Source organism: Streptomyces sp. NBC_00872 (genome assembly GCF_045161915.1).
Classification (GTDB): Bacteria; Actinomycetota; Actinomycetes; order Streptomycetales; family Streptomycetaceae; genus Streptomyces.
The window spans coordinates 2429503-2451472 of record NZ_CP108806.1; the positions used below are offsets into that span (position 1 = coordinate 2429503).

A 21970-nucleotide genomic window follows, 5' to 3' on the forward strand; every position below is an offset into this window, starting at 1 on the left:
TCGCCGCGTCCGACGCGGCAGCACACTCTCGCGAACATCTCAGGACGGTCACCATGTCTCTCCCCGTACATCGCTCCGCGCCCGACACCACCGCCACCGCCGGACTCTCCACCGCCACCGCCGGGCCTTCCACCGCGACCCCGCCCTCCGGCGCGGCGTCGTCCTCCGCCTCGCCGTCCTCCGGCCCCACCCCGGCCGAGCTCCTCGACTTCGTCCGCCGGACGGCCACCGACACCGAGCTGATCTCCTCGCTCCCCCTCGATCCCGAGGGGCGTACCTGGATCCGGCTCGACGGTCCCGCGGGCAGCGAGGCCTGGCTGATCGGCTGGCCGCCCGGCACGGGGACCGGCTGGCACGACCACGGCGGCTCGCACGGTGCGTTCGCCACGGCGGCGGGCGCGCTCAAGGAGGACTCGCTGGCGGCCCGGCTGCCCACCGAGGGATGGAAGACCCTGGAGCTGGCCGAGGGGGTCGACCGGGAGCGGAAGCTGACGGCGGGCGAGGGCCGGGCGTTCGGCAGGCACCATGTGCACGAGGTGCGCAATGAGTCCGGGGCCGACCACGCCGTCTCCGTCCACGCGTACTTTCCGCCGCTGCCGCTGATGCGCCGCTACAGCCGCACGGGTGCCGTGCTCCGCCTCGAGCACGTCGAGCGCCCGGAGGAGTGGCAGTGAGCGAGTCGACCCGGTCCGAACCTGTGGGGATAGACGAACTGCTGGAACGGGTCCGTGAGGACCTGGATCGGATGGAGCCGCGAGAGGCCTTCGAGGCCGCCGCGGAGGGCGCGCTGCTGGTGGACATCCGGTACGCGGCGCTGCGGGACCGCGACGGCCTGATACCGGGAGCGCTGGTCGTCGAGCGCAATGAGCTGGAGTGGCGGCTGGATCCGCAGGGCAGCCACCGCGCCGCCGAGGCCACCAGCCATGATCTGCGCGTGGTCGTGATCTGCAACGAGGGGTACGCGTCGAGTCTGGCGGCGGTGTCCCTGAAGACGCTGGGGCTGCACCGCGCGACCGACCTCGTCGGCGGCTTCCAGGCGTGGAAGGCCGAAGGGCTGCCCGTCACGCGGTGAGCGCGTGCCCCCCTGCCGGGCGCGCGATGGGCGTGTGATCACCGCCGCGCCGCCGCCTCGACGGGGCGGAGCCGAAGTGCGGTACTGCCCCGCATCGGGTCCCTGGGAGGTGAGGCCCGGTCGGCCCGGATGTCCTCGCGGGCCTGGCACGGGCCGCGTCACCGGGGGCCGGCTGAACGAAGAGGACCGTGAAGAGGACCGTGCAGGTCATGCCGGTGAGCCGGACGAGCGGAGTGACGACCGCCGCCATGCGGGTGGCATTCGCGCGGACATTCGGGACGGTCTGTCGGCCGCCGGGACCAGTCCTCCGCAGCGGTCGCACGAACACCGCCATGCCTCCCCCATCGCCTCCGCCGGGCGGTGCACGGAAGTGGGCGAGCGTGGCGGACTCCCAGGCGTGACCGTATCCGGACCCATAGCCGGACCCGTATCCGGACCGATCGCCGCCGCCCGCCGGTCAACGGCTGAGCGGGAAAAGTCAGTTCGGGCACGACTGTCCGGACCCTGCCGGTCGTCCCGGCCAGTTCGGGGAGGGTGAGCCGGATCGTGCCACGCGAGCGGGGGAAGCCACCCGGTCACCAGGGACGGCCCGGCACCATCGCTCCCGGCCATCGCTCCCGGCGCGGCCCCGCGCCCCGGTCTCCCAGGTCTCGCCGGTCCTTCCGGTGAAGCCGTAGCGGGCCGGCTCGCGCAAGTGGTAGCTGGTGGCCACGGTGTTGAGTGCCGGCACACGGGCGGGAGTCGCCGAGGCGGCGGTGCTGGAAAGGGACCCTAGTAGAGGCTCTCGTCCAGCCCCTCGGTGTCCTCGCCCTCCTCTTCCAGCGCCTGTCTGACCACCCGCAACGCCATGCCCTCCGCATACCCCTTGCGGGCCAGCATCCCCGCCAGCCGGCGCAGCCGTCGGTCGCGCTCCAGACCGCGTGTGGCCCGGAGCTTGCGGGCGACCAGCTCGCGGGCCGTCGCCTCCTCCTGATCCGCGTCCAGTTGCCCGACCGCCTCGTCGATCAGGGCGGGGTCCACCCCCTTCGTACGCAGTTCGCGCGCGAGGGCCCGTCTGGCGAGTCCTCTGCCGTGGTGCCGTGACTCCACCCAGGCGTCCGCGAACGCCGCGTCGTCGATCAGTCCCACGTCCTCGAAGCGGGAGAGCACCTCCTCGGCGGCTTCCTCGGGGATGCCCCGCTTGTCCAGCGCGTCCGCCAGCTGTTTACGGGTGCGTGGAGTCCCGGTGAGCAGGCGCAGACAGATCGCCCGCGCCCGCTCCACCGGATCCTGGGGCGACAGCTCCTGCTCGGCCCTCGACGAGTCGAAGCTGTCGCCCGGTCCTTCCGTCAGCCGCCTCTTCCGACCAGGCACGGTACGGATCAGCTCTTGGTCGCTGCCGCCTTGGCCGACTTGGCCTTGGAGGCAGCGGCGGGCGCCGACTTCACCGGGTCCTCGGCCGGGGCCGGGGCAGCACCGGCCGCTTCCGCGGCGGGCTCGGTCTTCGTCTCCGGCCTGACACCGATCCCGAGCTTCTCCAGGATCTTCTTCTCGATCTCATTGGCGAGATCGGGGTTGTCCTTGAGGAAGTTACGGGCGTTCTCCTTGCCCTGGCCGAGCTGATCGCCCTCGTACGTGTACCAGGCGCCGGCCTTCCGCACGAAGCCGTGCTCCACGCCCATGTCGATCAGACCGCCCTCGCGGCTGATGCCATGGCCGTAGAGGATGTCGAACTCGGCCTGCTTGAAGGGCGGCGCGACCTTGTTCTTGACGACCTTGACGCGGGTGCGGTTGCCGACGGCGTCGGTGCCGTCCTTCAGCGTCTCGATCCGACGGATGTCGAGGCGCACCGAGGCATAGAACTTGAGCGCCCGGCCACCGGTCGTGGTCTCCGGCGAGCCGAACATCACACCGATCTTCTCGCGGAGCTGGTTGATGAAGATCGCGGTGGTCTTCGACTGGTTGAGCGCGCTGGTGATCTTCCGGAGCGCCTGGCTCATCAGCCGCGCCTGGAGACCCACGTGCGAGTCGCCCATCTCGCCCTCGATCTCCGCGCGCGGCACCAGCGCGGCGACGGAGTCGATGACGATGAGGTCGAGTGCCCCGGAGCGGACGAGCATGTCCACGATTTCGAGCGCCTGCTCGCCGTTGTCCGGCTGGGACAGGATGAGGTTGTCGATGTCGACGCCGAGCTTCTTCGCGTACTCGGGGTCGAGGGCGTGCTCGGCGTCCACGAAGGCCACCGCGCCGCCCGCGCGCTGTGCGTTGGCCACGGCGTGCAGGGTCAGGGTCGTCTTGCCGGAGGACTCGGGGCCGTACACCTCCACCACTCGTCCGCGCGGCAGGCCGCCGACGCCCAGGGCGACGTCCAGTGCGGTCGACCCGGTGGGGATGACCTCGATCGGCTCGTTCGGCCGCTCGCCGAGGCGCATCACCGCGCCCTTGCCGAATTGCCGTTCAATCTGTGCGAGCGCGGCGTCCAGCGCCTTCTCGCGGTCGGTTCCTGCCATGGGTTCCACCCGATTTGCTTGTGTCGATCGCTTCACGTCGAAGACGCTATCCCCTGCCACTGACAACGCGTCCCGACGTCCTCCCGGCCTGTGGACAACTCCGCTGAAACCCCGTCGGCGTCCACGCCGAATCCGCACGGGCGGACCGCGCCGGACAGCCTCACCGGCCGGCCACGGAACACCGGCCGGACTCCCATAAGAATGGATGTTCGATTTCACTGTCAAGCGCGCCACCCGGCACGCAGAAGGTGGACGGCCCGTACCGAAGCGTCTTCGGTACGGGCCGTCCACCTTCTGCGTGGGGCCGTGAGCGGGGCCGTGTCGTCTACGGCCGCCTGTCGTCCTGCCGGGGTCCGACGGCCTCGGCCGGGGCCGTCCGGACGGGCGCGGGGGCGTCGTCGGTCCGCAGCGCACGCCGTACCCGCCGCAGGACCGACCGTCCCCGGCGCGGGCTGCGGCCCCGTACCCGCGCGTCGTCCATCACGTCGTACCGCTTCACATACGCGCCGAGGAACGCCTGCAACGTGGCGACCGCCGGAATCGCGATCAGCGCGCCGACCGCGCCCAGCAGCGCCGTACCCGCGACGACCGAGCCGAAGGCCACCGCGGGGTGGATGTCGACGGTCCTGGCCGTGAGCTTCGGCTGGAGCATGTAGTTCTCGAACTGCTGGTAGATCACCACGAATCCGAGCACCCAGAGCGCGTACCACGGGTCGAGGGTGAAGGCGATCAGCATCGGCAGCGCGCCCGCCAGATACGTACCGATGGTCGGGATGAACTGGGAGACCAGCCCCACCCAGATGGCGAGCGCCGGCGCGTACGGCACGCCCAGGATCTCCAGCAGGACGTAGTGCGCGACTCCGGAGATCAGCGCCATCAGTCCGCGCGAGTAGAGATAACCGCCGGTCTTGTCGACCGCGATCTCCCAGGCACGCAGCACCTCCGCCTGCTTGGCGGGCGGGAGTACGGAGCAGAGCCCGCGTCGCAGCCGGGGCCCGTCGGCCGCGAAGTAGAACGAGAACAGGAAGATCGTGAGCAGCCGGAACAGCCCGCCCAGCACGGTGGTCGAGATGTCGAGGACACCGGTCGCGCTGTTCTCCACATACCTCTGGAGCCAGTCGGAGTGCAGCAGGCTGTCCTGGACGGCGACCCGGGACAGCTCCGTACGGAAGGTGTCGTTGAGCCAGTTGATCACCGAGTCGAGGTACTGCGGGAAGGATTCGACCATGTCGATGATCTGGCTCGCCAGGATCGAGCCGAGCATCACCACAAAGCCGACGCACGCGGCCAGTACCCCGAAGAAGACCAGAAACGTGGCGAGTCCACGCCGCATACCGCGCGCCGCCATCCGGCTCACCGCTGGCTCGACCGCCAGCGCCAGGAAGAAGGCGATCAGCACATTGATCAGCAGTCCGATGAGCTGATGGAACGCCCAGCTTCCGAGCTGGAAGCAGGCGACGAGCGCCAGCGCGAGGATCATGGCGCGTGGCAGCCAGCGCGGCATGCGGACCTGACCGCCGGTCCTGCTCCCCCCGCTTCCCGACCCTCCCGCCCCGGCTCCGGCATCGGTACCGGCACCGGTCTCGGGGTCAGGGGCGGGTCGCGCGTCCACCGGAATGTCCGCGGGCGCGTCCGTCAGCACGTCCGTAGCCATGCCCCCGGGCGCGAGGGCGGGGGCCGGCGCGGGGGCGTCCACGGGAGCGCTCGGTGAGGGAATCGGCGGAGCGTCGGGCGGTCGCACATCCGCCGCGTCCGGTGCGGTGTCGTCGGTCTCGTCAGTCGGTGCCACTGGGCCAGTGTGACCCACCGCCGAGGGGCCCTGTCCCCGGTCAGGGCCCTCTCCGGCCATCGGCGCGCCCGTCACCGCTTCTCCGGCGGAACGCCCACGGCGGCGCAGACCGCCCGCCAGACATCCTTCGCCTCCCAGCCCGCGTCGAGCGCCTCACGCACCGTACGGCCGCCCAGTTCGGCCATCACATGGTCACGGGCGAAGGAGTCGGCGTAGACCGCGCCGAAGTGGTCCGCCATCCGCTCCCAGAAAATCGTCAACCGCATGGGACCAGTATCGCGCCCCTGGGAGGGCGGCCGAGCTGGTCTCCCGGCCCCCGGGCACATTCCGCCCTACGACCGGAGCATGGCCGACACGACCGGAGCGTGGCCGGCGCAGCGGTAACGACCGCGCCCCTCGATACGGCGCACGCGCTGCGCGGGCCGGCCACGAGCCACCGGTCCCTGGCCGTCAGCCGCCCATCGCCCGTACCCCCGCCGTGACGGCCACCGCCGCCGCGATGACCACCAGGAAAGGGGCGCGCAGGACCAGTGCGAGCGCTGCCGCCGCGAGCCCCGCGCCCCGGGCGTCCAGGACGAGCGCGCCGTTCGCGCTGAAGGTCTGCTGCGCGGTGAGCGCGGCGAGCAGACCGACGGGCAGCAGCGCCGCCAGCCGCTGGACGAGGGGACGTTCCAGCAGGCCGACGGGGACCAGCAACCCGAGCAGCTTGACGAGATAGCAGCCGAGGGCGGTCACACCGATCGCGATCCAGACGTTCAACGGTCCGCTCCCTTCCGGCGGGTCTTACCGGTAAGCCCCGCCTGTCCGGTCCGATGGGTCTTACCGGTCCGGCGGGCGGCGAGCCGTCGTCCTTCGAGCCAGAGGACGGCGGGTGCGGCCAGGGCGGCGACGAGCACCGGGACCCCCGCGGGCAGCACCGGCAGGAAGCCCAGCGCCAGGACGACGGCGAGGCCCGCGACCATCCGCTCGGTGGTGGTACGGAGCATGGGCGCGAGCAGCGCGAGAAAGACGGCGGGACCCGCCGCGTCCAGTCCCCACGCGGCGGTGTCGCCCAGGGCCTCCGCGCCCAGGGCCCCGGCCAGGGTGGTGAGATTCCACAGCAGATAGAGCGAGAGCCCCGTCACCGTGAAGCCGATCCGCGCGCTACGCCGCGTCGGCTGGGCGAGGGCGACGGCCGTGGTCTCGTCGATCACCCATTGGGCGGCCAGCGGGCGTACGGGCCCCGGCAGTCGCAGCAACTGCGAGAGCCGGAGCCCGTAGAAGGCGTTGCGCACCCCCAGAAAGAACGCGCCCGCCGCCGCGGTGAGCGGATTGCCACCCGCCGCGAGCGCCCCGACCAGGGCGAACTGCGAGGCGCCTGTGAAGACCAGCAGACTCAGCGCACAGGTCTGGAGGACGGAGAGCCCCGCGCCCGCCGAGGTGACTCCGAAGGCGAAGCCGGAGAGTCCCACGGCGACACCCACGCCGAGGGCATCGCGTACGACGGCCGAGTCGGCTTTGGGTTCGGGTTCGAGTGCGGGCCCGGGAGCGGGAGCCGGCACGGGCGCCGGAACGGGGGTCTGCCGCGCGGTGGTCGCCGCCGCGCTGTCTGCCAAGCCGTCCGCCGGTATGCCTGCTGGTATGTCCGCGGAGGCGGACGCTGTCTGTTCTGCCACGCCGGGGACGTTACGGCGCCCGGTCCTGCTCGGTCTTGTACGTTCTTGCACCCCCGGCCGCCTTGATCGTGGTCCCCCCGGTCCTGGTCGCCCCGGTCCTGGCCGCCCTGGCCCCGGTCGGCAGCCAGCCCTCCTTACGGGCCAGACGGCGAGCTGTACGGACGAGAGCGGCCGCCGTCGGCGGCGCGTCACGCGCCCAGGCCACCTGGAGATCGATGGTCGGCAGCTCGTCCAGCAGGGTCACGCCGACCATGGTCGTGGGGAGGTGCGGGCGCAGCGAGGCGGGAAGAATCATGAAGTCCCCTCCGCTCAGGGCCGATCCGAGGGTGCGCAGTCCGGGCAGCCGGTTCTCCCACACCTCGAAGGACTCGCCCGAGACACCCAGCGCGGCGAGCACCCCGTCGTGATAGCGCGGTGCGACGGCCCTCGGGAAGAACCGCAGGATGTGACCGCGCAGCTCCCGCAGGGCCAGCGTGTCCCGCCCCGCCAGCGGATGCCGGATGTCGAGCACGGCGGTCAGGGGATCGCGCCGCAGGGTCGCCGTACGGTGGCCGGGCGGTATGGGTACGAGCCTGCCGAGGAGCACGTCGATCTCGCGGTCGCGCAGGGCGGCGCCGAGTTCGACGTCCCAGGCCTCCCGCGCGTCGATCTGGATCCCGGGGTGCTCCTCCCGCATCGCGGCGAAGAGTTTGGGCATCTCCTCGAACGCCGTCGTGACGGTGTAGCCGATACGGAGAACACCCGTGCCCGCCTGGCCGATCAGCCGTACCCGCCGCACCGCGTCGTCCGTCTCCCGGAGGATCCGGCGGGCCGACTCGATGAACACCAGGCCCGCCTCGGTCGGCCGGGTGGGCCGACGGTGGAAGAGCGGGACGCCCAACTCACGCTCCAGCGCGGCGATCTGACGGCTCAGCGGCGGCTGGGTCATATGGAGCAGTTCCGCGGCGCCCTCGAAACCGCCCGCGTCGGCGACCGCGATCACATAGCGCATGAGCCGCAGATCAACGGACATACCCGGAGGGTATCCGAGCATTCCCGACGGGTGGGCCCAGTCCGTCGACACCTCACGAACCCGCCTGTCAGGGTGAGATCAACGGGCCCGGCAGCGGTTCCGACTCCGGATCGGACCTGCGCCACGTCGACCCGAGCCACGTCAGCGGGCAGTCCCGTACCCCATGACCATGACCGTGACCCGAGACCCGTATCCCGTGACCCGTATCTCGGGTTCCCCGCGAAATCTCCTGCCCAGGAACGGAGTTCCGTCATGCACCGCACCATGGACCACACCGCGGAAGACGCCACGGACAGCGCACCGCACCACTCCGGCGATCGCCCGCCCACCACGGACCTTCCGCCGCCGACCCGGCGTACGGTCGTCTCGGCGGGCGCCGCGACCGCGGCCGCGTTCCTGTCCCCAGGTGTCCTGTCCGGACCCGCCGCGGCGTCCACCGCTCCCGCGGATCTGATCCTCAAGACCGTTCCCGGCACCGGCGAGCGGCTCCCCGCCATCGGTCTCGGCTCCTTCATGACCTTCGACGCGCCGACGGGACACCCCTCCCGCGCGGTCCTGGACGTGGTCCGCGAGCACTGGTCGGCCGGCGGCCGCGTGTTCGACTGCTCACCGCTGTACGGATCGGCCGAGGCCGTACTGGGCGCCGCCACCGCGTCGCTCGGCATCAGCGACCGGATCTTCGTCACCGACAAGGTGTGGTCGACCGGTGAGCATCTCTGGGACACCTCGCACGCGGAGGCCGGTCTGCGGCGCTCCCTGAAGCGGCTGCGGCGGAGGCGGCCGATCGATGTGGTGCAGATCCACAGTCTGGTCAATGTCGATGTGATGGTGCCCCTGCTGCACGCGCTGAAGAGGGAGGGACGGATACGGCAGCTCGGTGTCTCGCACCACGACCCCGCGTACTTCCCTGTGGTGGCCGGCTGGGTGGAGCGGGGCGATCTGGACTTCGTACAGGTCCACTACTCGATCCACACACGGGCGGCGGAGGACAGTGTGCTGAGGGCGGCCGCGGACCGGGGCGTCGCCGTTCTGGTGAACATGCCCCTGGAGAAGGCCCGGCTGCATCAGGCGGTGGAGGGGCGGCGCCTGCCGCGGTTCGCCGCCGAGTTCGGCATCGAGACCTGGTCGGCGTTCTTTCTGAAGTGGGTCATCTCGCACCCCGCCGTCACCGTGGCCCTGCCCGCCACCTCGCGGCCCGAGCATGTGGCGGAGAACGTCGCGGCCATGCGCGGTCCGCTGCCCGACCCCGACACACGGGAGCGGATGGTGCGCCATATGGAGACGATCCCCGCGTTCCACCGGATCGGCTCGATGCCGTGGTATCCCGGCAAGAGCTATCCGGGACTGGTCTCCTCAGCGCAGGAGGCGTTGCGGGCGCGCAGCCCCTGGTGGGCGTAGCCCGGGGCCCCGCGGTCCGCGCCGCCCCCGCGTTCACCGCTCCCGCGTTCACCGCTCCTGCGTTCACCGCCGCCGCGTTCTCTGCGGTACGCACCGGGCGGCACGCCCACGATCCGGGTGAAGTGCCGGTGGAGATGCGACTGGTCGGTGAAGCCGACGGCCACGGCCGCCTCCGCCGGTGCCGTACCGGCGTCCAGCATCCGGCGGGCACGCCGTACCCGCGCGTCCGTGAGCCAGGTGTGCGGGGGCAGGCCGAAGGTGTCCTTGAAGGCCCGCAGCAGCGCGAAGGGGCTGGTGCCGAGATCGGCCGCGAGCCGCTCCAGGGACGGCGGGTCGGCCATCCGCTCCTCCAGCACGGCACGCGCGCGTGCCGCGATTCTCGCCCCGGCCCCGCGGATCGCGCGCTGCGGGAGGACACCGCCGTTCAGCCGGAGCAGTCTGGTCACCGCGACCCTCAGCAGGGTGTCGGCGGCCAGCGCGTTCCCCTCGTCGGCCGCGCGCAGCACCTGGTGGACGAGGCGCGCGGCGTACGGGTCGTCCACCACGGGGGCCGTGAAGCCGGGGGTGCCCCGGATCCCGGTGGTCTCCGCGGCGATCGAGGCGACGACGTCGGCCGCCGGATAGACGGCTCCGTACCGCCAGCCCTCCGGGCCCTGGGCATGACCGGTGTGCGGGGCCTCCGGGTTGATCAGCGCCAGCGCGCCGGGACCCGCGTACCGATCGGCACCGCCGTGGTGGAAGACCTCGACGCCCTCCGCGATCGCGGCGATGACGAACGTCTCATGGGTGTGCCGCACGAAGGTCTTGTCGACGTAGCTCGCACGCAAGAGATCGACACCGGGCAGATCGGGGTAGTGCCAGTGCCGTGCCTGCTCCCGTGTCGCCATCCTCCCATTCTGCGGGGCTCACCCGGGGTCCCGCACCGCTCGGCCCCGGGTCCCCGCTTCGACGCCCACGGCTCCACGCCCACGGCGCCCGCATCTCCGCACACGGCGCCCGGACCTCCGCACACGGTCCGTTTCCCCAGGTCGGGGCGATTGTCAGTGGGCGGGTGCACGATGGGGGACATGGCAAGGACCGCGCTCGACTCCTTCTCCCCCGCGACCCGTGGCTGGTTCACGGGGGCCTTCTCCGCGCCCACCGCGGCTCAGGAGGGGGCCTGGCGTGCCATCGAGCAGGGTTCGGACGTGCTGGTCGTGGCCCCGACGGGCTCCGGCAAGACGCTCGCCGCCTTCCTCGCCGCGCTGGACCGGCTGGCCTCCGTCCCTCCGCCCGCCGAGGCCCGGAAGCGCTGCCGGGTGCTGTATGTGTCACCGCTGAAGGCGCTCGCCGTCGATGTGGAGCGCAATCTGCGCAGCCCGCTCACGGGGATCCGGCAGGAGTCCGTACGGCGCGGGCTGCCGGAGCCGGAGGTGCGGGTCGGTATCCGTTCGGGTGACACCCCGGCCGCGGAGCGCCGCGCGATGGCCACGAAGCCACCGGACATCCTGATCACCACCCCCGAGTCACTGTTCCTGATGCTCACGTCCTCGGCGCGGGACGCGCTCGCCGGGATCGAGACGGTGATCGTGGACGAGGTGCATGCCGTCGCCGGGACGAAGCGGGGCGCCCATCTCGCCCTGTCCCTGGAGCGGCTCGACGAGCTGCTGCCCCGTCCGGCGCGCAGGATCGGGCTGTCGGCGACGGTGCGTCCGGTGGAGGAGGTCGCCCGCTATCTGTCGCCGCAGCGGCGGGTGGAGATCGTCCAGCCGCCCTCCGGCAAGGAGTTCGACCTCTCCGTCGTCGTCCCGGTCGAGGATCTGGGCGAGCTGGGCGGCTCCCCCGCGTCGGAGACGGACGGCGCGGAGAGACCGTCGATCTGGCCGCATGTGGAGGAGCGGATCGCCGATCTCATCCAGGCCCACCGCTCCACGATCGTCTTCGCCAACTCCCGCCGGCTGGCCGAGCGTCTGTGCAACCGGCTCAACGAGATCGCGTACGAACGGGCCACGGGGACCGTGCTCGACGGCGACGGCGACGGAGACGGCGACGGCCTCGCCGCGCCGCTGCCGGAGGCGCACTCCCCGGCCCAGGTCATGGCCCAGTCGGGCGCGGCCAGGGGCGCGCCCGCCCTGCTCGCCCGCGCCCACCACGGCTCGGTCTCCAAGGAGCAGCGCGCCCAGGTCGAGGAGGACCTCAAGGCGGGCCGGCTGCCCGCCGTGGTCGCCACGTCCAGTCTGGAGCTGGGTATCGACATGGGGGCGGTGGATCTGGTCGTCCAGGTCGAGTCGCCGCCCTCGGTCGCCTCCGGGCTCCAGCGCGTCGGCCGCGCGGGCCATCAGGTGGGCGCGGTCTCCACGGGTGTCGTCTTCCCCAAGTACCGCGGCGATCTGGTGCAGGCGGCCGTGGTCACGGAGCGGATGCGCGGCGGGGCGATCGAGGCGTTGCGTGTCCCGGCCAATCCACTGGATGTGCTGGCCCAGCAGCTGGTCGCCATGGTCGCCCTGGACACCAGACAGGCCGACGATCTGCTGGCCCTCGCCCGCCGCGCCGCACCGTTCGCCTCCCTGCCCGAGTCGGCCTTCACGGCCGTCCTCGACATGCTCGCCGGGCGCTATCCCTCGGACGCCTTCGCGGAGCTGCGTCCACGTGTGGTGTGGGACCGCGTCGCCGGTACGGTCACGGGCCGCCCGGGTGCCCAGCGCCTCGCCGTCACCTCGGGGGGCACCATCCCGGACCGCGGGCTGTTCGGTGTGTTCCTCGCCGGGGCCGACCCCAAGAAGGGCGGCGGTCGGGTCGGTGAGCTGGACGAGGAGATGGTGTACGAGTCCCGGGTGGGCGATGTCTTCACCCTCGGCACGACCTCGTGGCGGATCGAGGACATCACCCGTGACCAGGTCCTGGTCACCCCCGCCCCCGGCACCCCGGGCCGGCTGCCCTTCTGGAAGGGCGACCAGCTCGGGCGACCGCTGGAGCTGGGCCGCGCGGTCGGCGCGTTCCTGCGCGAGGTCGGTTCCCTCTCCGAGGAGGACGCGAGGCTGCGGCTGCTGACGGCGGGGCTGGACGCCTGGGCGGCGGGCAATGTGCTGTCGTATCTGGACGAGCAGCGCCGGGCCTGCGGCCATGTCCCCGACGACCGGACGATCCTGGTCGAGCGGTTCCGTGACGAGCTGGGTGACTGGCGAGTGGTGATCCACTCGCCGTTCGGAGCCCAGGTGCACGCTCCATGGGCACTGGCGCTGGGTGCCAGGCTCTCCGAGCGGTACGGAATGGACGCGCAGGTCATGCACGCCGACGACGGGATCGTGCTGCGCCTCCCCGACGCCGATCTGCTGGGCATGGATCTGCTGGACGGCGGGCCGGACCATCTCGGCACGGCCTTCGACGGCGAGCAGGCGCCGGTCGGAGCCTCGGACGTCACCTTCGACGCGGGCGAGATCCGGGGGATCGTCACCGACCAGGTGGGTGGCTCGGCGCTCTTCGCCTCCCGGTTCCGGGAGTGCGCGGCACGGGCACTGCTGCTTCCGCGCCGCAGCCCCGGCAAGCGCACCCCCCTCTGGCAGCAGCGCCAGCGCGCCGCGCAACTCCTCCAGGTGGCGAGCGAGTTCGGCTCGTTCCCGATCGTGCTGGAGGCGGTGCGGGAGTGCCTCCAGGATGTCTTCGACGTCCCCGGTCTGACGGAGCTGATGGGCGACATCGAGTCACGCCGGGTCCGACTGGTCGAGGTCACCACCCCCGAGCCCTCCCCCTTCGCCCGTTCCCTGCTCTTCGGCTATGTCGCCCAGTTCCTCTACGAAGGGGACTCGCCCCTCGCGGAGCGGCGGGCCGCCGCGCTGTCCCTGGACTCCCGGCTGCTCGCCGAACTGCTGGGCCAGGCCGAGCTGCGCGAGCTGCTCGACCCGGATGTGCTCACGGAGCTGGAGCGCGAGCTCCAGTGGCTCACGGAGGACCGGCGTATCAAGGACATCGAGGGTGTCGCCGACGCGCTGCGGGTCCTCGGACCGCTCACTGACGCGGAGTTGGCCGTGCGCGGGGCGGAGCCCGCGTGGGCGGGGGAACTGGCCGGGACCCGCCGCGCCATCAAGGTCAGGATCGGCGGAGCCGACCACTGGGCGGCCGTCGAGGACGCGGGACGGCTGCGGGACGCCCTGGGCACGGCCCTGCCGGTCGGTGTCCCCGAGGCGTTCACCGAGCCGGTCAAGGACCCGCTGGGTGATCTCCTCTCCCGCTATGCCCGTACGCACGGCCCGTTCACCTCGAACATGGCCGCCGAGCGCTTCGGTCTCGGCACGGCGGTCACCGACGGCGCGCTCCAGCGTCTGGCCGCGAATTCCCGGGTCGTCCAGGGCGAGTTCCACCCCTCCGGCATCGGCCAGGAGTGGTGCGACGCCACGGTGCTGCGCCGGTTGCGCCGCCGCTCCCTGGCCGCGCTGCGCCAGGAGCTGGAGCCGGTGGCGCCCGCCGCGCTCGCCACATTCCTGCCGCAGTGGCAGCATCTGCAGGCCAACAGTCTGCGCGGCATCGACGGACTCGCCCGCGCCGTCGAGCAGTTGCAGGGAGCGCCCGTCCCGGCGTCGGCACTGGAGAAGCTCGTCCTGCCCTCCAGGATCTCCGGCTACACCCCGGGGCTGCTGGACGAACTGACCACCACCGGCGAGGTTCTGTGGGCCGGGGCGGGTGCTCTCCCCGGCAAGGACGGGTGGGTCTCGCTCTATCTCGCCGACGCCGCGCCACTGCTGCTGCCTCCCCCGCATCCGCTGGAGCTGACCGCCCTCCACGAATCGGTCCTGACCACGCTGTCGGGCGGATACGGCCTGTTCTTCCGGCAGATCGCCGACCAGATCCGTGCGACCACCCACCCGGACGCGACCGATCCCCAACTCGCCGACGCCCTCTGGGATCTGGCCTGGTCGGGGCGGCTCACCAATGACACCCTGGCCCCGCTGCGCTCCCTGCTCGGCTCCGGACGGACCGCGGGCTCCACGGCCCACCGCGCGCGGCGCCCGGTGCCACGCGGGCGGTACGGCACGCTCACGGCCGCGGCCAGACCCGCGTCCCGTACGGGCCCGCCGACGGTGAGCGGACGCTGGTCGCTGCTCCCCGCCCAGGAGCCGGACCCCACGCATCGCGCCCATGCCCTGGCCCGTACGCTGCTCGACCGCCATGGCGTGGTGACCAGGGGCGCCGTGGCGGCCGAGGGGGTGGAAGGCGGCTTCTCCGCCGTCTATCGGGTGCTGTCCGCCTTCGAGGACAGCGGACAGGCTCGTCGCGGCTATGTCGTCGAGGGCCTGGGCGCGGCCCAGTTCGCGATGGACGGCGCGGTCGACCGGCTGCGCGCGGCGGCGACGGCCCGTGACCGCGCCGAGGCGCATCCCTCGCCCCGTGCCGTGGTCCTGGCCGCCTCCGACCCCGCCAATGCCTACGGTGCCGCGCTCCCCTGGCCCGAGCCACCGGACGGCGCCGGTCACAAACCGGGCCGGAAGGCCGGCTCACTGGTCGTCCTCGTCGACGGTGAGCTGACGCTCTACATGGAGCGCGGCGGCAAGACACTGCTGGCCTGGCCCGTGGATCCCGACGACCCCGCTCTCCGGGCCGCCGCCGAGGCGTTGGCGGGCGCGGCCCGAGCGGGCACCCTCGGCACGGTCACGGTGGAGCGGACCAATGGCGCCCCCGCGCTGACCTCACCCTTGGGCCGCGCCCTGGAGGCGACGGGCTTCCACGCCACCCCCAGGGGCCTGCGTCTGCGCGCCTGAGACACTCCCGCCCGGTCCGGCCAGAGCCTCCGGCCCACCGCCGTGACGCGCCGTGACGCACCCCGCCATCACCCGGCCCCATCCGTACCGCGCGCTATACCGCCCGCCCGTACCACGCCCATGGCTCCCCGCCCCGCCGCGTCGCGCATCATGGAAGACATGCCCGAAGGAGACACCGTCTGGCAGACCGCCCGACGTCTGCACATCGCGCTCGCCGGCCGGCCACTCGTCCGGTCCGATCTCCGGGTGCCCCGATTCGCGACCGCGGATCTCACCGGGCGGACCGTCCTGGACGTCACCCCACGGGGAAAGCATCTCCTCACCCGTATCGAGGGCGGGCTCACCCTCCACTCGCATCTGGGCATGGAGGGCGCCTGGAAGGTGACGGCCCCGGTGAACGCTGGCGCGGCGGCCCCGCACACCAGATCCGGGCGATCCTCGGCGCCACGGAACGGACCGCGGTCGGCTACCGGCTCCCGGTCCTGGAGCTTCTGCGTACCCGCGAGGAGGAAAAGGCGGTCGGCCATCTCGGCCCCGATCTGCTCGGACCCGACTGGGATCCCGGCACCGCGCTGCGCAATCTCCTCGCCGACCCCGCCCGTCCGGTCGGAGAGGCACTGCTCGACCAGCGCAACCTCGCCGGCGTCGGCAATATCTTCAAGTCCGAGACGTGTTTCCTGGTCCGCGCGACTCCCTGGCTCCCCATCGGGCAAGTCCCGTCCCCCGAGCGTCTGGTGACAGCGGCGAAGAGGCTGCTCGAAGCCAACCGGAACCGTCCGGGCGGCAGTCGACGGCTCTCCGTGTACGGCCGCGCGGGCCGGCCCTGCCCCCGCTGCGGCACTCTCATCCGTACGGCCGACCAGGACGACCGCCCCGCCTACTGGTGCCCTGCGTGTCAGCCGGGACCGACGAGTTGACGACGCGTCAACAGACGTTGCCGCACGGACCGCTGCCGTGGCACGTCAACCGCCTCTCCTCAACTGCCGTTCCCGTCAGCTCAACTGCCTTTTCCGTCGGCCGCAATGGCGCCGGACCGGCCGGAAGCGTCGTTTCGTCGCCGGCTGTCGAGCCGACCGCGGTCCGGGCGACGCCTGTCCGGACGACGGTTGTCCGGGCGACGGCGCCGCACGGCCGTGACATGGACAGGGAGCAGACTCAGTCCCCAACTGCCCGCCGCCACCGCTCCCTCCACCAGACCGCTGTGCTCGGGCACCAGCGCGAGTCGCAGCACGGCCCACCACCACAGCCCGCCGAGGGCGAGCGCCGGCAGAAGGGCCCATCGCCTTGCCATGGCTGCCTCCTCCGGCCGACGCTCGGGCCTCTCGTTCGGTTCTTGCCGGGCTTCACGCCCGCGATGACATCAGCCGCAGCCGTGATGGCCGCGCCTCGCCGCAGGTCGTCCGTCGCGCGCCCCGCGGGTGGACCCCGCGATCCGGTCCGATCCGGTCCGGTCCGGTCCGGTCCGATTTAAATGGGTCCGATCCAAATGAAAGACCCTAGACCTGAAGGAACCACCGCCGCGAGGGCGCACCGGATGCACACCCCGGCGCGCACCGGTTCCGGGGAGACCGGTTCCGCGGGCCCCGTCAGACATTCTCCGCCTGGAACATCCACGCGTGCTTCTCAAGATCCGCGGCCACCTGGATCAGTATGTCCTGGGTCACCGGGTCCGGATCGGCCGTCGCCTCGATGCGCTCACGCATCCGCGTGATCACCGATCCCAGCCCGTCGATCATGAGCTGTACCGCGTCCCCGTCCTTGATCCAGCCGTTGGGCACCGGGACGAACGCACTCGTCGCCGCGACCGTCGCGGCCCTTCCGTCCGGTGTCACCCCGATCGCGGAGGCCCTTTCCGCGACGGTGTCCGAGTGCTTCCGGGCCGTGGACACGACCTCGTCGAGTTGGAGATGTACGGAGCGGAAGCGCGGCCCGACGATGTTCCAGTGCACCTGCTTGGCCACCAGCGCCGTGTCCACCAGATCCACGAGCGCGCCCTGCAACGTCTCGCCGACCAGCTTCAGATCCGCCTCGGACAAGGGACTCTTCACGACAGACATGCGTGCCCTCCAGTTCCATTCGCGCCAGTTCCCGTCACGGTTTCCATTCACCCTTGTTCCCGCAAAGGCACTTTCCACCATGGCACATATGACGCAAAACGGTCATTCCGCAAGCGACAGAAGCCCCGGCCGGTCCTCAGGACCGATCGGGGCTTCCGTCAAGCGCTGTGCAGCCGACGTCATGTGAACGACATCATCTGACCAACTCTGGGTAACGAGCTCTGTGCAACGCTACGGAACACTCACCGTCAGGCGGCGACGACGTCCACCGCCTCCGTAGGCGCCTTGATCGTCACCCGCTCCGTCGGTACTCCCGCCACCGACGTCACAGAGACGGAATTGAGCATTGGGCGTACTGGCGCAGGCACCGGCTCATTGGCCGCCGCCGACGCCGCCAGCTCGGCCAGCGACAGTTCGTCGCTCACTTCCCGCATGAGCTCTGACATCCGTACGTCAAGCGCGTCGCAGATCGCGGAGAGCAGTTCGGAGGATGCCTCCTTCTGCCCCCGCTCCACCTCGGAGAGATAGCCGAGCGAGACTCGGGCGGACGAGGAGACTTCGCGCAGAGTACGGCCCTGGCGTTGGCGCTGCCGACGCAGCACGTCACCCAGCAGGCGACGGAGCAGAATCATCGGTGGCTCCCTCCTCGGACCGCGTAGCCGCATCCTTCACGCCCCACCGTACCGCCTCGCGCCGCGGCCGTGCGGGGAGCGATGTCGTGTTCACTCAGGGCTGCAAACATCAATTCCCCCCGTTCTGTTCCGTATCCTGTGCCCGCCCGTTCCATGAGAGTTCGCTGAGGAGCAGCGCGAGCACGCTGCGTACACTCTCTTTACGGATGTCCGCACGGTCGCCGTTCAACCGCAAAGCGGTCACTTTCCCCGCGCCTTCCGGTCCCGCGACGGCGACATAGACCGTTCCGACGGGCTGTCCGTCCTGTGGGTCGGGGCCCGCGACACCGGTGGTCGCCGCACCCCACCCGGCGCCCAGCACCCGCCGCGCTCCGGCCGCCATCTGGCGCGCCACCTCGGGGTCGACCGCGCCGCGCTCCTCCAGCAGGACCCCGTCGACACCCAGTACGTCCCGCTTGACGGCTGTCGCGTACGCCGTGACGGACCCGCGGAAGGTCCGGGAGGCGCCGGGGACCGACGTCAGCTCCGCGGCCACCAGACCGCCGGTGAGGGATTCCGCGACCGCCAGCGTCCCGCCGGCCTTCTCCAGGGCCGCCAGCACCCGTGCGGCGTACTCCCGCGAGGTCGCCCTGCCGGCCCCTGTCCCGGTCGGCCCTCCGGTCACCGCGCGGACTCCCCCTCGCCGGACGCGCCGGACGTTCCCGGCGCACCGGTCCCGCCCAGCTCCCCGGGAGGCGCCACGGATCCGCCGGACGCACCTGGTCCCGCCGGCGCCCCGGGCCGGGCCGCCGCGCGCTCCGCCGCGAGCCCCTGCCGCCGCAGCACGACCGCCTGCCGCACATAGTCCAGCCCGGTGACCACCGTCAGCACGACGGCCACCGCCATCACCCAGAAGCGGAGCGTGGCCAGCGGCCCGGTCAGCGCCAGGACATACATCCCCGCCGCCGTGCCCTGGGCCAGGGTCTTCATCTTGCCGCCCCGGCTGGCCGGGATGATCCCGTGTCTGATCACCCAGAACCGCATCAGCGTGATGCCGAGTTCACGGAAAAGAATGACGCCCGTGACCCACCACGGCAGATCGCCGAGCGCGGAGAGACAGACCAGCGCCGCTCCCATGATCGCCTTGTCCGCGATCGGGTCGGCGATCTTCCCGAAGTCGGTGACCAGGTTGTACGTACGGGCGAGATGGCCGTCGAAGATGTCCGTGATCATGGCGACGGCGAAGGCGGCCCACGCCCAGGCACGCCAGACGGGGTCGTACCCGCCTTCCTGGAGCAGCAGCATCACAAAGGCGGGCACCAGCACCAGCCGCACCATCGTGAGGATATTGGCGATGTTCCACAGACTTGCCTGATCGACCACCACCGCCACCCGCTTTCCGCCGGGCGCCGGCTTCGCGCCGGTTCCCCCGGCCGCGGACGCCGGGACTCCGGTCATCTGGCCGCCTCCTCGCCCGGAGTCCTCGCATCGTCCCGCGAAAGCCCCTGAAGCCCCTGAGGCCCCCGGAGTCCCTGGAGCTCGTAGCACTCGGCCACGAGGTCCACGCCCTGGGTGCCGATCACCTTCGCCTCGACCAGAAGGCCGGGACGCAGGCCCTCGCCCGAAGTGAAGATCACCTGGCCGTCGGTCTCGGGCGCCTGGTGCGCCGCGCGGCCGACCGCCGCCTCCCCGTAGCCGCCTTCCTCGCCGTCCGACTCCCCGCCGACCGATTCGACGAGCACCTGAAGGCTCTCGCCGAGCCGCTCCTCGGCCCGCTGCGCGGTCAGTTCCTCCGCCAGCCGCGACAGATGGTCCAGCCGCTCGGCGACGACGTCCGGGTCCAGCTTGTTCTCGTACGTCGCCGCCTCGGTGCCGTCCTCGTCCGAATATCCGAAGACCCCGATGGCGTCGAGCCGCGCACCCGTGAGGAAACGCTCCAGCTCCGCGAAGTCGGCCTCGGTCTCGCCGGGGAAGCCGACGATGAAGTTGGAGCGCACTCCGGCCTGCGGCGCCTTGCCGCGGATGGTCTCCAGAAGCTCCAGGAAGCGGTCGGTGTCCCCGAAGCGCCGCATCGCGCGCAGCACGTCGGGCGCCGAGTGCTGGAAGGAGAGATCGAAGTACGGCGCGACCTTGGGCGTGGATGTCAGTACGTCGATCAGCCCCGGCCGCATCTCGGCGGGCTGGAGATAGCTGACCCGTACCCGCTCGATCCCGTCGACCGCCGCCAGTTCCGGCAGCAGGGTCTCCAGCAACCGGATGTCGCCGAGGTCCTTGCCGTACGAGGTGTTGTTCTCGGAGACGAGCATGACCTCCTTGACGCCCTGCTCGGCCAGCCAGCGCGTCTCGCCCAGCACATCGGAGGGGCGCCGGGAGACGAAGGATCCGCGGAACGACGGAATGGCGCAGAAGGAGCAGCGCCGGTCACAGCCGGAGGCCAGCTTGACGGAGGCGACGGGACTGCGGTCGAGGCGCCGCCGCAGCGGCGCCCGTGGCCCGGAGGCCGGAGCGAGCCCCTCGGGCAGATCCTCGGGGGCCGGGACCACCCCGGCCGCCGTCTGCCCGTGACCGGGCAGCGCGACCTCGGTGCCCTGCCGGTCGACCGGGCTGAGCGGCAGCAGCTTGCGCCGGTCACGGGGCGTGTGCGAGGCATGCACGCCGCCGCTCAGGATGGTCCGGAGCCGGTCGGAGATATCGGCGTAGTCGTCGAAACCGAGGACACCGTCCGCCTCCGGCAGGGCCTCGGCGAGTTCCTTGCCGTACCGCTCGGCCATGCAGCCGACGGCGACGACGGCCTGGGTCCTGCCCTGATCCTTGAGATCGTTGGCTTCCAGCAGGGCGTCGACGGAGTCCTTCTTCGCGGCCTCGACGAATCCGCAGGTGTTGACGACGGCGACATCCGCGTCCGAGGCGTCCTGGACGAGCTCCCAGCCATCCGCTGCCAAGCGGCCTGCGAGCTCCTCCGAGTCCACCTCGTTACGGGCGCAGCCGAGTGTGACAAGGGCGACGGTACGGCGTTCGGGCATGGGCTCAAGACTACTTTGTCCTGGCCCTGCCCTTGGCGTGCAGGGTTGCTCAGCCGTCTTCGGGGTCGCCCTGGGTGTACGAGAGTCGCTCGACCTGTCCCGGCTCGAACTCGTCCTCGACCTTCTTGCCGTTCACGAACAGCTCGATCGCACCGGCGTTTCCGAGGATGAGATCGATCTGCTCGTCGTCCTGGAAGGTCTTGGAGTCACCCTTGTTGAGTGTTCCGTCGAACAGCAGCTTGCCGTCGTGCGCCTTGGCCGAGATCCAGCTCTTGTCGTCTATGACCGACAGTCGCACCGTGACCTTGTCGAGCGGCGCCGCCGCGATGGCGCTGTCCGACGGTTCGGGCTTGGGGGCCTGCTTGGTGGCGGTGGGTTTGACACCGCTCTTCTGGGGCTTGGGCCCCTCGGCGGCCTGCTTGGCCTTGCCGGTGTTCTCCTCCCCGTCGAACACCGTGAAGCCGACGAAACCCACCACGGCGACGATCGCCGCGACCATGGCGGCGGTCCAGTTGGGACGGGGCCGATCGGACCGGATCCGCTCCGCCTCGAACATCGGTGCCGCGGGTGTGGGTACGGGACGGCCGCCGTGCTCGGCGTCGAACTGCCCGACCAGGGCTTCGGGGTCGACCCCCACCGCGCGGGCGAGCACACGGATATGGCCACGGGCGTAGACGTCGCCACCACAGCGGGAGAAGTCGTCCTGCTCGATGCCGTGCACGATGGGGACGCGCACGCGCGTGGAACCGCTGATGTCGTCGACGCTCAGCCCGGCGGCGATACGCGCCTGCTGAAGGGTCTGCCCGATCGAGGGCCGATCGTCTTCGATCAACGGCTGATCGTATGGAGATGAGTTCCGGTCGTCCTCAAGGAAGTTCCGTTCTTCTTCCAGGGAGTTCCGGTCGTCTTCGGGTGGATTCCGGTCGTCTTCCGGGGAGTTGCCGTCGGGGGCACTGCCGTCGGGGGATTTGCCGATGGACACGGGGGAGCCTTTCGAGCGTGTAGCCACCTGCTGGACGTTCAGTCTATGGGTGGTACGAAAGGGTGGGGCAACCGGGCGGATGCACTTTGTACGCCATCGGAATGACCGGACGGCGTGGCGGAGGGACATGGCGCGCTCCCTCCCCAACTT

At 71.4% G+C, this 21970-nt stretch carries 18 protein-coding genes and 2 pseudogenes; 5 read left to right on the top strand and 15 right to left on the bottom strand.

Annotation, left to right across the window (positions count from 1 at the left end; all coding sequences use genetic code 11):
• Positions 1–53: 53 nt before the first annotated feature.
• Both OG214_RS10315 and OG214_RS10320 read left to right on the top strand, forming a co-directional pair.
• Positions 54–674, top strand: a complete 621-nt coding sequence (locus OG214_RS10315) for a cysteine dioxygenase (protein ID WP_363084660.1) — start codon at positions 54–56, stop codon at positions 672–674.
• Positions 671–1072 (top strand): rhodanese-like domain-containing protein, encoded by a 402-nt coding sequence (locus OG214_RS10320; RefSeq protein ID WP_405984582.1) that lies wholly within the window; start codon positions 671–673, stop codon positions 1070–1072. Before OG214_RS10315 ends, OG214_RS10320 begins: the two co-directional genes overlap by 4 nt.
• A 771-nt stretch (positions 1073–1843) precedes the next feature.
• On the opposite strand, the pseudogene recX reads toward OG214_RS10320, so the two are convergent.
• The 7 genes and pseudogenes from recX to OG214_RS10355 form a co-directional block, all read right to left on the bottom strand.
• Positions 1844–2551 (bottom strand): annotated as a pseudogene (gene recX / locus OG214_RS10325) (recombination regulator RecX); the annotation flags it as partial.
• Complete coding sequence (recA, locus tag OG214_RS10330; protein WP_365905326.1) at positions 2434–3561, bottom strand: recombinase RecA; 1128 nt, start codon at positions 3559–3561, stop codon at positions 2434–2436. The gene recA and the pseudogene recX, both read right to left, overlap by 118 nt.
• 325 nt (positions 3562–3886) lie before the next feature.
• The gene (locus OG214_RS10335) at positions 3887–5065 is read right to left on the bottom strand and encodes an AI-2E family transporter (RefSeq protein WP_405987465.1); all 1179 of its coding nucleotides are present in this window, start codon (positions 5063–5065) and stop codon (positions 3887–3889) included.
• Between the two features lie 356 nt (positions 5066–5421).
• Complete coding sequence (locus OG214_RS10340) at positions 5422–5616, bottom strand: DUF3046 domain-containing protein (protein ID WP_363081304.1); 195 nt, start codon at positions 5614–5616, stop codon at positions 5422–5424.
• Positions 5617–5800: 184 nt separating this feature from the next.
• Positions 5801–6109 (bottom strand): AzlD domain-containing protein, encoded by a 309-nt coding sequence (locus tag OG214_RS10345; RefSeq protein ID WP_363081303.1) that lies wholly within the window; start codon positions 6107–6109, stop codon positions 5801–5803.
• Positions 6106–6891: an AzlC family ABC transporter permease gene (locus OG214_RS10350; RefSeq protein WP_405987466.1), complete on the bottom strand. Its 786-nt coding sequence runs from the start codon at positions 6889–6891 to the stop codon at positions 6106–6108. The genes OG214_RS10345 and OG214_RS10350 overlap by 4 nt, the downstream gene beginning before the upstream one ends.
• Before the next feature lie 124 nt (positions 6892–7015).
• On the bottom strand, positions 7016–8017 hold the full coding sequence (locus tag OG214_RS10355; protein WP_405984583.1) for a LysR family transcriptional regulator: 1002 nt from the start codon (positions 8015–8017) through the stop codon (positions 7016–7018).
• Positions 8018–8269: 252 nt separating this feature from the next.
• On the opposite strand from OG214_RS10355, the gene OG214_RS10360 reads away from it, so the two are divergent.
• On the top strand, positions 8270–9415 hold the full coding sequence (locus tag OG214_RS10360; protein ID WP_405984584.1) for an aldo/keto reductase: 1146 nt from the start codon (positions 8270–8272) through the stop codon (positions 9413–9415).
• On the opposite strand, the gene OG214_RS10365 is transcribed toward OG214_RS10360, so the two are convergent.
• Entirely contained in the window at positions 9352–10302 is a 951-nt protein-coding gene (locus OG214_RS10365) for an AraC family transcriptional regulator (protein ID WP_405984585.1), read from the bottom strand. The genes OG214_RS10360 and OG214_RS10365 overlap by 64 nt on opposite strands.
• Positions 10303–10482: 180 nt before the next feature.
• On the opposite strand from OG214_RS10365, the gene OG214_RS10370 reads away from it, so the two are divergent.
• Positions 10483–15147: an ATP-dependent helicase gene (locus OG214_RS10370; protein ID WP_405984586.1), complete on the top strand. Its 4665-nt coding sequence runs from the start codon at positions 10483–10485 to the stop codon at positions 15145–15147.
• A gap of 159 nt (positions 15148–15306) precedes the next feature.
• Positions 15307–16064 (top strand): annotated as a pseudogene (locus OG214_RS10375) (Fpg/Nei family DNA glycosylase).
• Positions 16065–16144: 80 nt separating this feature from the next.
• Here OG214_RS10375 and OG214_RS10380 read toward each other — a convergent pair.
• The 7 genes from OG214_RS10380 to OG214_RS10410 all read right to left on the bottom strand — a co-directional run bounded on the left by OG214_RS10380 (position 16145) and on the right by OG214_RS10410 (position 21670).
• Positions 16145–16438: a hypothetical protein gene (locus OG214_RS10380; RefSeq protein ID WP_405984587.1), complete on the bottom strand. Its 294-nt coding sequence runs from the start codon at positions 16436–16438 to the stop codon at positions 16145–16147.
• Positions 16439–16733: 295 nt separating this feature from the next.
• Positions 16734–17204: a DNA starvation/stationary phase protection protein gene (locus tag OG214_RS10385; RefSeq protein WP_363081295.1), complete on the bottom strand. Its 471-nt coding sequence runs from the start codon at positions 17202–17204 to the stop codon at positions 16734–16736.
• Positions 17205–17452: 248 nt separating this feature from the next.
• A complete protein-coding gene (locus OG214_RS10390; RefSeq protein WP_363081294.1) occupies positions 17453–17836 on the bottom strand; it encodes a helix-turn-helix transcriptional regulator in 384 nt (127 codons plus the stop codon).
• Between the two features lie 109 nt (positions 17837–17945).
• Positions 17946–18500, bottom strand: coding sequence for a CinA family protein (locus OG214_RS10395; RefSeq protein WP_405984588.1), 555 nt, complete (start codon positions 18498–18500; stop codon positions 17946–17948).
• Positions 18497–19273 (bottom strand): CDP-diacylglycerol--glycerol-3-phosphate 3-phosphatidyltransferase, encoded by a 777-nt coding sequence (gene pgsA / locus OG214_RS10400; RefSeq protein ID WP_405984589.1) that lies wholly within the window; start codon positions 19271–19273, stop codon positions 18497–18499. Before pgsA ends, OG214_RS10395 begins: the two co-directional genes overlap by 4 nt.
• On the bottom strand, positions 19270–20838 hold the full coding sequence (gene rimO, locus OG214_RS10405; protein ID WP_405984590.1) for a 30S ribosomal protein S12 methylthiotransferase RimO: 1569 nt from the start codon (positions 20836–20838) through the stop codon (positions 19270–19272). The genes pgsA and rimO overlap by 4 nt, the downstream gene beginning before the upstream one ends.
• Before the next feature lie 49 nt (positions 20839–20887).
• Positions 20888–21670: a helix-turn-helix domain-containing protein gene (locus OG214_RS10410; protein WP_363081291.1), complete on the bottom strand. Its 783-nt coding sequence runs from the start codon at positions 21668–21670 to the stop codon at positions 20888–20890.
• Positions 21671–21970: the final 300 nt, after the last annotated feature.